Source organism: Streptomyces sp. NBC_01384, assembly GCF_045040035.1.
Taxonomy (GTDB): domain Bacteria; phylum Actinomycetota; class Actinomycetes; order Streptomycetales; family Streptomycetaceae; genus Streptomyces.
Window position 1 is genome coordinate 394,345 of sequence record NZ_CP109559.1, and the last position, 13,274, is coordinate 407,618.

At 69.3% G+C, this 13,274-nt stretch carries 12 protein-coding genes and 1 pseudogene; 9 read left to right on the top strand and 4 right to left on the bottom strand.

Annotation, left to right across the window (positions count from 1 at the left end):
* The first annotated feature begins 107 nt into the window (after positions 1-107).
* The 7 genes and pseudogenes from OG747_RS01490 to OG747_RS01520 all read left to right on the top strand — a co-directional run bounded on the left by OG747_RS01490 (position 108) and on the right by OG747_RS01520 (position 5,255).
* Positions 108-401 (top strand): hypothetical protein, encoded by a 294-nt coding sequence (locus tag OG747_RS01490; RefSeq protein ID WP_405886067.1) that lies wholly within the window; start codon positions 108-110, stop codon positions 399-401.
* Positions 311-577, top strand: a pseudogene (locus OG747_RS01495) (hypothetical protein); the annotation flags it as partial. The gene OG747_RS01490 and the pseudogene OG747_RS01495, both read left to right, overlap by 91 nt.
* 151 nt (positions 578-728) lie before the next feature.
* Entirely contained in the window at positions 729-1,133 is a 405-nt protein-coding gene (locus OG747_RS01500) for a hypothetical protein (RefSeq protein WP_405886069.1), read from the top strand.
* Positions 1,134-1,397: 264 nt separating this feature from the next.
* Positions 1,398-2,111, top strand: a complete 714-nt coding sequence (locus OG747_RS01505; RefSeq protein ID WP_405877012.1) for a GntR family transcriptional regulator — start codon at positions 1,398-1,400, stop codon at positions 2,109-2,111.
* An 87-nt stretch (positions 2,112-2,198) separates the two neighbouring features.
* Positions 2,199-3,524, top strand: coding sequence for an MFS transporter (locus tag OG747_RS01510; protein WP_405877014.1), 1,326 nt, complete (start codon positions 2,199-2,201; stop codon positions 3,522-3,524).
* Positions 3,525-3,572: 48 nt separating this feature from the next.
* Complete coding sequence (locus tag OG747_RS01515) at positions 3,573-4,934, top strand: acyclic terpene utilization AtuA family protein (protein ID WP_405877016.1); 1,362 nt, start codon at positions 3,573-3,575, stop codon at positions 4,932-4,934.
* 3 nt (positions 4,935-4,937) lie between these two features.
* On the top strand, positions 4,938-5,255 hold the full coding sequence (locus OG747_RS01520) for a DUF4387 domain-containing protein (protein ID WP_405877018.1): 318 nt from the start codon (positions 4,938-4,940) through the stop codon (positions 5,253-5,255).
* A 109-nt stretch (positions 5,256-5,364) separates the two neighbouring features.
* On the opposite strand, the gene OG747_RS01525 is transcribed toward OG747_RS01520, so the two are convergent.
* From OG747_RS01525 to OG747_RS01540, 4 genes are read right to left on the bottom strand one after another with little or no spacing between them, the layout of a single operon-like run.
* On the bottom strand, positions 5,365-6,768 hold the full coding sequence (locus OG747_RS01525) for a sensor histidine kinase (protein ID WP_405877020.1): 1,404 nt from the start codon (positions 6,766-6,768) through the stop codon (positions 5,365-5,367).
* On the bottom strand, positions 6,749-7,426 hold the full coding sequence (locus OG747_RS01530) for a response regulator transcription factor (protein ID WP_405877022.1): 678 nt from the start codon (positions 7,424-7,426) through the stop codon (positions 6,749-6,751). The genes OG747_RS01525 and OG747_RS01530 overlap by 20 nt, the downstream gene beginning before the upstream one ends.
* Before the next feature lie 5 nt (positions 7,427-7,431).
* Positions 7,432-7,740, bottom strand: a complete 309-nt coding sequence (locus tag OG747_RS01535; RefSeq protein WP_405877024.1) for a hypothetical protein — start codon at positions 7,738-7,740, stop codon at positions 7,432-7,434.
* A complete protein-coding gene (locus tag OG747_RS01540; RefSeq protein WP_405877026.1) occupies positions 7,737-9,917 on the bottom strand; it encodes an MMPL family transporter in 2,181 nt (726 codons plus the stop codon). Before OG747_RS01540 ends, OG747_RS01535 begins: the two co-directional genes overlap by 4 nt.
* A gap of 271 nt (positions 9,918-10,188) precedes the next feature.
* On the opposite strand from OG747_RS01540, the gene OG747_RS01545 reads away from it, so the two are divergent.
* On the top strand, positions 10,189-11,319 hold the full coding sequence (locus OG747_RS01545; RefSeq protein ID WP_405877028.1) for an ABC transporter substrate-binding protein: 1,131 nt from the start codon (positions 10,189-10,191) through the stop codon (positions 11,317-11,319).
* A gap of 432 nt (positions 11,320-11,751) precedes the next feature.
* Positions 11,752-13,239, top strand: coding sequence for an FGGY-family carbohydrate kinase (locus OG747_RS01550; RefSeq protein WP_405877030.1), 1,488 nt, complete (start codon positions 11,752-11,754; stop codon positions 13,237-13,239).
* The last annotated feature ends 35 nt before the right edge of the window (positions 13,240-13,274 follow it).

The window sequence follows — 13,274 nt, forward strand, 5'->3', positions numbered from 1 at the left end:
TCGACGCCTCCTTCGCCTCGCCCAAGGGCAGGTCCCGCGCCCGAAAGGACGTCGAGCTGGCACTGCACAGCGGCATCAAGAGTGTCAGCGATCCATCCCCGGAGCTGGTGGCACTGTTCGACCAGATCAACACCGATCCCGAGTGGGTGGACTGGGACAAGGTCGAACACGGTGCGGAGGTCTTCCGGCGGTACAAGGAGCTGTACCCGTACTTCGGCATGTCGACGTTCAACGCGTACGGTCTGGAGACCGTCGCCAAGCCGCTCGCGCTGACCGGCGCCTACACCGGCGGATCGGCGTTCGCCGGTTTCTGGAGACCTCCCGTCTCTGGACCGACACCACCGAGCCCGGTGCCGTGGGACGCCGCTCCGCGGTGCTCGTGCGCACCCTGCACTCGATGATCCGTCACACCCTGCTACCGCACCCCGAGTGGGACCGGGACCGACTGGGCATGCCCATCAGCCAGTTCGCGCGGACCGGGACGTTGCTGCTCAGCTCGTTCGCCCCCGGGATGCAGCTGAAGCTGCTCGGCTACCGTCCCACTGACGCCGACGTGGAAGCGATGATGCATCACTGGCGCTATGTCGGTTACCTCATGGGCGTCGAGCCGCCGTGGTACCCGGAGACGGTGGTCGAGGGCTTCAAGGCCAACCTGCTGCTCGGGCTTTCGGAGCTACCGAAGATCGACAAGGACTCCCAGGGCCTTTCGCCCTCTGGTGGATTACCCGGTGGCCGCGGACGACGAAGCAGCCGACCCTATGGTGCGGTTGAGAATGCTGATCCGGAATTTCATCGAGTACTCGGCAACACGCCCCTACCTGGCTCGCCTCGTCACGTTGGAAGGCGCGGCCGCCACGGATCGTCTGGATTATCTTTACCACCATTACATCGAGCCCATCAGGTCGCGCTTCATCCCCGTTTTTGAACTCCCGCACGACCAGGGCAGAATCAAGAAAGTCCCCTACGAGACCTTCTATTTCCTGCTCACTTCGGGCGGCTCCGCGCTCTACGGCCAGATCGCGCTCGCCTCGATGATGAACCCGGAGCTGACGTCGACAGAGGAGACGCGCGTGCGGCTCTACGCCGAGAACGTGGCCAAAGTGCTCCTCAACGGCCTGTCGCTGTCCAGCTGAACGGGCATGGACCTCGGCGGTTTCGTTCGGATCAGTGCGAGCGGGTGTTCACCGCACTGGCGGTCCGGGCCGATGCCGACGAGGGCTCAACGGGGTTGTCTCGGTGGTCTCCATGATCGTGCGCGCGGCCAGGGCCCGCGAAAGGGACCCCGGCCGGCGAGTCTCTCGTCCCGGGAAGCGGGGAGGTCCACTTGCAACGTCCCGGAAAACACCTCACAACGAACCTATTGACTGTTTGCTATAGCAGGGTCCACGCTTACGGCCATGCGTAACCCCCTCGGTCCCATGGAGACCGCGTCACTGGCCGACCAGGCCTATCAGCGGCTCCGTGACGCGGTGCGCGAGGGCACCTTGCGCCCGGGTGAGAAGATCACCGAGCGCGATCTCGCCGCCCGCCTCGGCGTCAGCCCCACCCCGGTGCGCGAAGCGCTGCGCCAGCTGGTGCACGAGAAGGTCGTGGAGCGGGTCGGTACCCGGGCTCTGCGGATCGCGGACCATCCCCCCGCCGCGCGCTCAGAGGTCGTGGAGGCCGAAGTGCGCCTCTCCGCCCTCATGGCCCGCCTCGCCGCTCGCAACGCCACCGATGCCCAACTCGCCGAGCTGGCCGAGTTGCTGGACCGGGCCGACGGCTTGGTCGCGGAGTTGGAGCTGGTGCTGGCTCAGCAGGGGGCGGATGCTGCGGTGACCGACCCGCTCACCGCCCTCTTCCGGATGCTGCGGCAGTTCCACCACCAGGTGGAAGCCTCCGTCGGCAATCCCGTCCTGGAGGGGCTATTGCACCAGGCCCGCGCCTTCAGTGACGAGGAGCGTCTGGACCTGACCATGAAGCTCGCCCCCGAGCGGGCTGAAGCGTTCCGCCGCCGCTACCGCGAACACCGCGACCTGCTCGACGCCCTCCTGGACCGGGATGAAGAACGAGCCGAGCAGCTCGCCATGCATCACCACCGCGAGGCGCTGATCCAGCTCTCCAGCATCTGATCGCCCTCCCGGCCCCCGCTCGCCGGTCCCGCGCGGGAGGCGGTCGGCCGACAGCATCATTGCTATAGCATATGGCAAGGAGCCGCCATGATGCACGACACGCGTCCGCCCTCCCCAGGCGGAGCGCCGACCACCCTGAACAAGGTGGCCATCACCCCCACCCGGATGAGCGCCGGCGCCGGCGCCTGGGTGGCGATCGCGATCTTCGCGCAGGAATCAGTGTGGAATTTCTACGAGGCCCAGGTGCCGGCGCAACTGCGTGGGTACCTGTCGTCCGCGACCCTGATCGGGTTGATCATGGGCATGGACACCGCCTTCGGTGTGTTCGTCCAGCCAGTCATGGGGCGCTTCTCCGACCTCCGGGCCCGGCATCGTTTCGGCCGGTGGCCGATCATCGTCGCCGGCGCGTGTCTGGCCGCGATCCCCTTCACACTGATTCCGTGGGCCACGAGTCTGCCCGCCCTGATGATGTGCGTCGTGTGCTTCGGCCTGACGGCCAACGCGTTCAAGGGTGTCACCGAGACGTTGGTGTCCGACTACGTCGCCGCGGGCAACCGCAGCAAAGCGCAGGGGTTCATCAAGGCCGGTGTCAGTCTCACCATCGTCGTCTCCTCGCTCATCAGCCTGCTGGTCGTCGACCACAGCCTGAAGGCCGCCTTCGCCATCCCACCGCTGGTGATGCTCATCGCCATCGGACTGGCCAGCTGGTTTCCGGGCCGCGACCACGCCCGTCGCCGCCTGCCCGCCCAGGACGAGGCGGAGCCCGATGCCGCCGCCCACGGGCTTGACGAGTCGGCCTCGTCCTGGGCGGTCATCAAGGATGTCGTCCGCGACCCCAGCCGCTCCCGGCTGCTGATGGTGGGCATCTTCTGCTTCGCCGGCATGTGGTCGGCGCTGCGCGCCATGACCACCCCGTACGGCATCGAGGTACTGGGGATGTCCCGAGGCCAGGCCGGAGCCATCGCTCTCCCCGGCGCCATTGCCTTCCTCATCGCGGTCGTCCCCATCGCCTACCTGTCCAGCCGCGTCGGCCAGGTCCGCGCCATCCGCCGCGGCGTGGCCTTGTTCGTCGCCGGCCTGCTCACCGGCTTCGCCGCGCCCAACGCGTCCATGACCGCGGCCGCCATGGCGATCTCCTCCGTCGGCTACGCCGTCTTCGCCGTCAACGCCCTGGTCGCCCTGGTCGCCCTGTGGAACCTTGCCCCCAACGACCGGGTCCTCGGCGCGTACACGGGCCTGTACACCATCGCTTCCGCATCGGGTATTTCACTCGGCCCGGCCCTGCTCGGCATCACCATGGACCTGACCGGCTGGCGCTCCATGCTCCTGAACGCAGCGGTGTTCGCCGCAATCACCTTCGCCGTCTTCACCAGCCTCGCCCGCCGCACAGCCGCCTCCGCGCGGACCGCCTGATCCAGGCGGGCGCGGGGCCACTTCCGCACGCACAGAGAGACAGCACCCATGGAATTCCGCATCCTCACTCCCACCGGCGCCCTCGGCGCCGGATTCGACGCCGACGCCTTCCACCGCGGCGTCGAAGCCCGCCCGCATGTCATCGCCTGCGACGCCGGATCCACCGACAGCGGTCCAGCGGCCCTCGGCTCCGGCACCCCGAAACTCTCCGCCCAGGCCGTCATGCGGGACCTGCGTCTACTGCTCAAGGCCCGTGACAGGCTCCAGGTACCGCTGATCATCGGCTCCTGCGGCACCAGCGGCCGTGACGCGGGCGTCGACTGGGTCGCGGGGCTCGCGCGCGCCATCGCAGCCGAAGAAGCCCTCCACTTCAGGCTCGGCTTGATCTACTGCGACCAACCGGCGGAGCGCCTCCAGAAGCTGTACGACGAGGACCGCATCCGGCCGCTGCCGAACGCCCCGGAACTCGACCGCGAACTCTTCGCGCGCAGCCACACCGTCGCCATGATGGGCGTGGAGCCCATCCAGCAGGCCCTGGCCGACGGGTGCGACGTCATCCTCGCCGGACGGGCCAGCGACACCGCGCTGTTCGCCGCGCTGCCACACATGCAGGGTGCGGAGCCGGGCCTGACCTGGCACATGGCCAAGACCGTCGAATGCGGCGCCGCATGCGCGATACCGCCCTCGGCCAACGGCCTGCTCGTGCATCTGCGCGACGACCACTTCGACGTGACCACGCTCGCCGAGGGCAGCCGCCTCACCCCGCGCTCGGTCGCCGCCCACACCCTGTACGAGAACGCCGACCCGTTCCACATCCTGGAGCCGTCCGGCGCGCTGGACACCACACACGCCACCTACGAGGCCGTCGACGAGCAGACCGTCCGCGTCCGCGGCGCCCGGTACGTGCCGGCGGACGGCTACACCAACAAGCTGGAAGGCGCCGAGCTCGTCGGCTACCAGACCGTCATCATCGGCGGCGTACGCGACACAGTCGTCATCCAGCGCCTGCCCGACCTTCTGTCGTTCGCCGAGAAGTACTTCGAAGAGAAGATCCTCGACGTCTTCGACGGCCAGGTCGACCCCGGCACCGTCGACATCAACTACCGCCTCTACGGGGCGGGAGCCGTCCTCGCCGACCACGAACCCGACGAACTCGACCCCGCCGAGATCGGCGTGCTCATCACGGTCACCGCCCCGGACCAGGCGACCGCACACGCCATCTCCACCTTCGTGGCCCACGCCAGCAGCCATCTGCCCATCCCCGAGTACGAAGGGCTGGTCTCCACCCTGGCCTACCCGTACTCGCCGCCGGAGATGGACCGCGGCCCGCTCTACCGCTTCACCCTCAACCACGTCGCCACCGGCGTCACACCCTTCGAACTCTTCCGCACCACCACCGAGGAGCTGTAACCCATGGCCACCCTGCTCGACTACTGCTCCCTGGTCCGCTCCAAGAACGCCGGGCCCTTCACCCTCACCTTCGATTTCATGTGCCACGACGAGCACACCTACCAGGCCCTCGTCGACACCGGCTTCCTCAACCGGGAACTCTTCGCCGGCCTTTTCGGCACGCACGAGGAGCAGGTCCTCGTCGTCAACCACCCCCTCGCCCTCGCGGTGAAGGTCTCCCTCCCCCGCCCCACCATCCAGGGCGACCTCCGCGACAGCGACTGCTACGCCGGACAGCAGTACGCCCCGCTGATGGCCATGAAACTGCCCGAACTGTGCTGAGGCGCCGGTCAACGCCTTCGCCGGGGAGCGAAGCCCCGGGAAAGCTCTGCTGCTTGACGGTTCCGCCCCGCTGAACCTGACCATTCCTTGACGGTTTCGGCTGCGCCGGTCACGCGGTTTCCGATGGTGGGCCGGCGACGGGCAGGCGGACCGTGAAGGTGGCTCCGCGTTCTTGCCCGTCGTGTCGCTGCACCGTTGAGGTGACCGTGATGGTTCCGCCGTGAGCGGTGACGATGTCGCGGGCGATGGACAGTCCCAGGCCGGTTCCGGTGCTTTCGCCGGCGTGACGGGTACGGGCCGTCTCCAGGCGCACGAAGCGGTCGAAGACGCGCTCGCGGTCGGCGGGCGGGATGCCGGGGCCGTCGTCGGCGACCCGGATGACTGCGGTCGCCGGGCCGTCAGTGGTCAGGGTCACCTCGATGGTGTGCGCGGCGTGGCGGTCGGCGTTGTCGAGCAGGTTGCGGATCAGGCGGGTGAGCTGGTCCGGGTCGCCGGTGACGCGGACGTTCTCCGCGGCATGGACTGCGACGGGGACGCGGGCCGGTGCGGCGTCGATGGCGGCCTGGGTGAGCGTGGCCAGGTCGACCTGTACGCGGTGGCGCAGCAGGGTGTCGTCGTCGGAGCGGGCCAGCAGCAGGAGTGCTTCGACCAGGCGTTGCAGCCGGGTGGTCTCGGTCACGGCGCGGGTGGCCAGTTCGGGCCAGGGGGCCTGGTCGGGGTGGGCGAGCCCGACCTCCATGGAGGTGCGTACGGCGGCGAGGGGTGTGCGCAGTTCGTGGGAGGCGTCGGCGACGAAGCGCCGTTGGCGCTCGGCGGACGACTCGAGACGGTCGAGCATGCCGTTCAGGGTGCGGGTGAGGCGACCGATCTCGTCATCGCTGCCGGGTTCGGGGATGCGCCGGTGCAGATCGCTGCCGGTGATCTCGGCGGCCTCGGCGCGGATGCGTTCGACCGGGCGCAGGGTGCGGCCGATCAGCAGCCAGGAGACGCCGACGGCACCCAGAAGGACCACAGGCAGAAGGTAGAGAAGGTGTCCTTGGAGGTCGTGGTCCAGGTATGCCAGCAGTTGGGTGGAGCCGCCGGCGTAGACGACGACGGGTTCGGTGCCGGTGACGTAGCGCTGCGCGATGACCCGTTCGTCCCCGCGGCCGGACGACGAACCCGGCGCGGGCTGGGGTGTGGTGCGGCCGGAGGGGAGTGTGTAGAGGGCGGGCTGGCCCGCGACGTTGGCGGTCGAGGCGATCACGGTCCCGGAGGAGTCCACGACCTGGGCCCACACGGTCGCATCGCCCGGGGAGGGAGGAAGGGTGGTCGGCAGGCGCTCGGCGGTGGCGGACTGCCCGACGGAGTCCGCGTAGGCGTTGAGTGTGGTGGTCACGTTGGACCGTACGGAGGTGACCAGGGTGAACGCGAGGACGGCCGTGACGATCGCGACGGTCATGGTGATGGCGAGGGTGGCCAGCAGGGTGAGCCGCAGGCGCAGCGAACCGCGTCTAGGTGCGTTGCGGGTCAATGCGGTACCCCGATCCTCGGACCGTTTCGATGGTGCGGGTGGCGAACGGCTGGTCGATCTTCCGGCGCAGGTGATGGACGCGGACCTCGACGACGGCCGGGTCGGCCTGGGAGGCCGCGTCCCAGCAGTGCTCCAGCAGCTCGCTCTTGGACACCGCGCGGCCCTCCGCCCTCAACAGGTACTCCAGGACCGCGAGTTCGCCGGGTGTCAAGGCGATGGCCCGGCCGTCGCGGTGTACGGTCCGGGTGGCCGGATCCATCGTCAGGTCGCCGGCTTGCAGCAGTGCGGGGCGCGGGGGTGCTCCGCGCCGCAGCAGGGAGCGAATGTGGGCGAGCAGGACGGGATACTCGAAGGGCTTGGTGAGGTAGTCGTCAGCGCCCAGGTCCAAGCCCTCTGCCTGATCGAGGGCCGCGTCCATCGCGGTGAGCATGAGGAGCGGCGTCCAGTTCCCGGCCTCGCGCAGCCGTGTGCAGATCTGGTAGCCGTCCAGGCCGGGGAGCATGACGTCGAGGATGATCAGGTCGAAGTCGTGTTCGGTGGCCTGCCACAGTCCTTCGGAGCCGTCGGCGGTCAGTTGGACGGCGTAGCCCTCGGCCCGCAGTCCCCAGGTCAGGGACGCGCCGAGGGCTTCGTCGTCTTCGATCACCAGGATACGCATGGGGGTTATGCCTTGGTGTGGGAGCAGCGGGTGCCGGCCGGTGCGGCAGCGGTCTTGGACAGGCTGTTGGTGTGCGGGATGGAGAGCTGGAGGACAGGTGCGTGGCTGTCGGGAGGCGCGATGTTCAGCCGTGCCTTCCCCGTGGGGACCCGCAGGCCCGCGAGCGTGTCCGTGATGTGCGCGGTGACCGGTCCGGTGGGCCTCGGGCGGCAGTCCACGGCGCGGGCGACGCGGCGCCGGGCGGTGCCGCCGACCGTGAGGTAGGCGGCGCACCCGCGGCCACGCGGTTCTCGATCACGGTACGCATGACTCAAGCATGCATGGAGGCATGGGGGCCTGCCGGGCTGGGCGTGCCGGCGTCGTCCCGGTCGTGGTGTTCCGCTTTTTCGCCGGTGGCGGCGGGCCTGACCCGCAGCAGACGGGCGGCCCAGGCGGGCAGGAACCAGTTGGCCCGGCCGAAGAGAACCACCAGAGCGGGGGTGAGCAGGGTGCGTACGACCAGGGCGTCGATCAGGATGCCCGCTGCCATACCGGTGGCCATCATCTTGATGGTCACGTCCGGGGTCGAGGACAGCGAGAGCAGGGCGAGGAACAGGATCAGGGCGGCGCTGGTGACGAGCCGGCCGGTGCGGCTGACCCCTTCGACCACGGCGTCGTTCGTACGTCCGGTGCGGTCGTACGCCTCACGGATACGAGCCAGGATGAACACCTCGTAGTCCATCGAGACCCCGAAAAGAAACCCGAACAGCAGCATCGGCACGAACGGGCTGATCGACCCGGTCGCGGGAATGCCCCACAGGGTGTTGGAGCCCCAGCCGTGCTGCCAGACGAGGACCAGTACGCCGTAGGCGGCGCCGACCGACAGCAGGTTGAGGACGACGGCCTTGGCCGGCAGGAGCAGCGAGCGCATGCCCCGGGCCAGTAGCACAAAGGTCACGAGGGCGACCACGGCGAACAGCACCGGGAACCAGCTGGACATGATGTGCGCGACGTCTGTGGATTGGACCAGGTCGCCGCCGATCATCGAGTTGTGCGGGGCCGCCGTGCGCAGCTCGGCCAGGGCGGTTCCCGGGTGTGCGGTGCCGATCTCGGTCTTGGGCAGGGCCATGATGACCGAGCTGGTGGTGTGGTGCCAGGCCGGGCTGTCGGCGACCAGCACACCGTGCATGTCGGGCAGGCCGCGCAGGGTCGCGGCGGTGGCGGACGGGTCGGTTCCCGCCGGGAGCTTGATCGGGATCGAGGTCAGTGCCCCGGTGGGGAACCCGTCGTGCTGCAGGGCCTTGAGTCCCTGTTCCGCCGGGCCGCTCGCGGCCAGCGAGGTGGAGGCGGGGGCGGCGCTGTTGATGGTCAGCCCGAAGGCGCACAGGGTGCCCAGGATCGCGGTTCCCAGCAGGGCCGCGGTCTTGGGCCTGGCCACGATGGCGCGTGCGGTGCGCGTCCACATCGTTCCGGGTCCGGTGCTCTTGCGTCGGCGGAGGCGGACCTTGTCCAGGCGCGGCCCGATCGTGGACAGCAACAGGGGGATGGTGGTGAGCGCCACCAGCGCCGCGATGGAGGGGATGAACAGGCCGGAGAGACCGACCCCTTGGAGGAATGAGACGGGCACGACAATCAGCGCGAAAAGGCCGAGGGAAGCGATCAGCGCGCTGAAGGCGACCGAGTGCCCGGCGCGGTGCAATGACCGCAGGACGGCCTGCTTGTTGTCGGCGCCCTGGTCGCGTTCCTCGCGCCAGCGGTTGACCAGCAGCAGCGCGTAGTCGACCGAAAGGCCCAGTCCCAGCAGGGCGACGATGAACTGCACCGAGGGGTTGATGGCGATGTTGGTGGCATACGTCAGCCCCCAGATGGCCAGCTGCATGGTCAGCACGGAGACGATGGCGGCCAGCAGCGGAAGCAGGGCGAGCGTGGAGCCGAAGACCCAGGCCAGCACCAGCAGGGCGAGCCCGACGCCGACGAGCATCTCGGTCAGCACGCTCGACCCGGAGCTGGAACCGCCCGCACTGAGCTGCTCGATGCCGGTCTGGTGCACGGTGGTGCCGGGCACCGCGTGGGTGATCGCGGAACTCATCGAGTCCAGCACGGGCGGTGCCACCTCGGTGCCCTGCTGCGGCGGGTAGACCATCACCAGGGTCGAGGTTCCACCGGTGCCGACCAGGGCACGGTCGCCGGTGCCGGCGTACGACAGGTCGTGCACCCCGGGCACGGACGCGGCGACCTTGTCGGCGGCGGCGAGACCCGCCTTGACGGCGGGGCTGTCGGCGGTGGTGCCGTGCGGCAGGTCGACGACCAGCACGCTGGGGTTGGCGCTCACCCCGCCGTACTCCTTCTGCAGTGCGGCGTTGGCGTGGTAGCTGGCCGTGTTGACCGTCGTGCCGCTCTTGAGACGATCGGCCACATGGGGCGCCATCAGCACCCCGACCACGGTCACGACGACCCAGGCCAGGGCCAGCCCTATCCGATGCCGCATGACGAACGCGGCGAAGCGTTCCACGAGATCCACCTCCGAGAACAGGCCGGATCCACGGACAGACCGGCGACGCCCGCCGAAGCTAGGAGCGCCAACCTTTCGATTCGCTTAACCGTCGACCCTCGCGCCACGCCGTCGTTTCGGGCAGGTTGGAGAGAGATCACCGGTGGGTTCCGGCAGCCCTGACACCCCTGGAAACACCGGTGCCGACCCCACAAACACCTACTGGCAGGCCGCTCGGGAGCATCGCCGCCGCGTCCGCTATAGCAAATAGCCTGCCCGGAAAGAGGTCGTCATGCGTGCTCGTTCCTCCCGCTCAGCCACCCGTGCGGGGCTCGCCGCCATGGTGCTCGGCGCGGTGCTCGCCGCCTGCTCGTCCGCCGGCACCGGCCAGACGTCCGCCACCGGTTCCGCGAGCCCCGCGGCCCCGGCGGCGGTGGCCGACCTGGTGTCCAAGGCGCACGGCGAAACCGGGCTGATCATCTACGGCAATACGCCCGCCGGCGTCATCCAGCCGCTGCTCAAGGCCTTCACCAAGGCCTATCCCTGGATCAAGCCCGCGTACTCGCAGCTCTCGGACAACCAGGTCTACAGCAAGTACCAGTCCGAGCACGCCCAGGGCGCCCACACCGGGGACCTGCTGATCTCCGACTCGATCCAGCAGGTGGTGCAGGGCGAGCAGAACGGCCTCTTCGCCAACGTCACCCCACAGGGACTGACAGACTTCCCCGCGTACACCAACCAGGGGCACGGAGCGTACGTGATGTCGCCCGACCCGGTGCTGGTCACCTGGAACACCAAGCTGCTGTCCAAGAACCAGATCCCCACCAGTTACGCGGGTCTCTCCGCGGACGTCAGGGAGGCCCCCTCCCGGCACCCCCTCGTCAGCTACTCGCCCGACAACCCACTGGGCTACGAGGCGGTTTACGGCCTGAACCACATCCTGGGAGCCGACACCGTCAACAGCTATCTGAACACGTACGGCCCGCACACCAAGACCCTGGACGAAGGGCTGGACGGCCTGCAGTACCTGGTCCAGGGCGGCGCCTCCGCCGGATGGCTCTCCAGCGGCCTGGCCCAGGCCGTCGTCCCGCAGTACAAAGGCCTGATCGCCTACGGCTACATGAGCGACGCCACCCCGCTGACCCCGCGCGTGATCACCCAGACCGCCGGTGCCGCCTCCCCGGCCTCCGCCCAGCTGTTCCTGGACTACATCTACAGCGACGCCGGCCAGCAGGTCATGTGCGCGGCGGGCATGGAGGCGTCGATGAACCACTTCAAGCCCGCGAACGGCTGCACCGCGAGCCTGACCGAACTGGCCAAACACGTACCGGCCAAGACCACCTACCTCGTCCCCGTCTCCCAGGACGTCGTCGACCAGCGGAAGCCGATCACCGACCGCTGGAACAAGGCCCTGGGCCGCTGAGCACCATGCCCCGGAACACACCCACGGCCGCCCCACCTGCCGTCGCCCGGTTCGCCGCGGCCCCGACCGCCCCGCGCCGTTTTCCGGCTCCGACCGCTGCGTGGCGCCGCGGGCGGCCACCCAGTCCGAGGGACCGCATCGGTCAAGATCCGGACCATTTCCGGGCCAGCGATCCTGCCAAAGTCTCGACGGGCGTCTTTTGCGCTGGTCAGCGATGCGCTACCTCTGTACCACCAGCAGACCAAGAAGTCCGTGTACTGGGCGCGGATCCGGTATTTGGGTTCTGCCATGGAGACCCCGGGGGGACGCCGCCGCGCTCGTCCGAGGTACAGATGTGACGACATCTCCGGCAGCCGTCCGGCTGAACCGCGGCCGCCCGCCGGACCGAGCGACAACCTACGGTGGCGCACCCGGCGCCAAGGGAGGCAGTACATGATCGACGTCGTCTTCGGAGTTGACGTAGGCACCTCCAGCACCAAGGGCGTGGTGGTCGACACTGCCGGCCGCATCCTGGGTGAGGCCGTACGCAGTCACGTGGTCGACCGTCCCCGGCCGGGGCACGTCGAGATGGACGCACATGTGTGGTGGGACGAGTTCGTCTCGCTCGCGGCCGAGTTGCTCGATCGCGACGACGTCACCGTCCGCGCCGTCGGAGTCAGCGGCATGGGCCCGTGCACCCTTCTGGTCGATGACGCGGGAGAGCCGGTGCGTCCGGCGGTGCTGTACGGGGTGGACACCCGCACCGAGGAACAGATCGCCCGGCTGAACCGGGAGTTGGGGTCGGACACCGTCTTCCGCAGGTGCGGTTCGGCGCTGTCGTCCCAGGCCGTCGGGCCGAAACTCGCCTGGATCAGAGAGCGGGAGCCCGGGGTGTGGGCACGCGCCCGCCGCCTCCTCATGCCTGCCTCGTGGCTCGCCCACCGGCTGACCGGCGCCTACGTGCTGGACCTGCATTCCGCCAGCCAGTGCACCCCGCTGTTCGACATCCACGAGCAACGCTGGATCCCCGAGTGGGCCGAGCACATCGCACCCGGCATCGAACTCCCCCCGCTGCGCTGGCCGGGCGAGGAGGCCGGCCGGGTGAGCACGCCCGTCGCGGGCGTCCCGGCCGGGACGCCGGTCATCGTGGGGACGATCGACGCCTGGAGCGAGGCCATCAGCGTCGGCGGCCACGGCGTCGGCGACCTGATGCTGATGTACGGCACCACGATGTTCCTGGTGAACACCGTCGACCGGCTCGTGACCAGCCCGTCGATGTGGTCCACGGTCGGCGCCCTGCCCGGCACCCGTTGCCTGGCCGGCGGTATGGCCACCTCCGGAGCCGTCACCGACTGGCTGGGGCACCTCTTCGGCGATGTCGGCCTCGGCGTGCTGTTCGACGAGGCGGCCGCCTCGCCCCCGGGTGCGAACGGCCTGGTGATGCTGCCGTACTTCGCCGGGGAACGGACACCCGTCATGGACCCCGACGCCCGGGGCGTGATCGCGGGCCTGACGCTGGGTCACACCCGGGCCGACCTGATGCGGGCGGCGCTGGAGGCCACCGCCTACGGTGTCCGGCACAACGTCGAGACGATGCTCGCGGCCGGCGCCGACATCCGGCGGATCGTGGCGGTCGGCGGCGGCACCCGGGGCGGACTGTGGCCTCAGATCGTCAGCGATGTCACCGGTCTCGAACAGATCGTCGCCCGCACGACCATCGGTGCCAGCTACGGTGCCGCCTTCCTCGCCGCCGGGCTGATCGGCCGACCGGACATCGCGGCCTGGAATCCGGCGGAATCGGTGGTCCGGCCCGATCCCGCCACCGCGGGTGTCTACGACCGCCGGTTCACCCAGTACCGGGTCCTGTACGAGAGCACCACCGCGGTCACCCACGCCCTGGCCCACGACCAGAAAACCGGCCGTGAAGTAGATACCCCGTGACGTCGCCCTACGCCCTGCCCGCCCCGTTCCGTGTC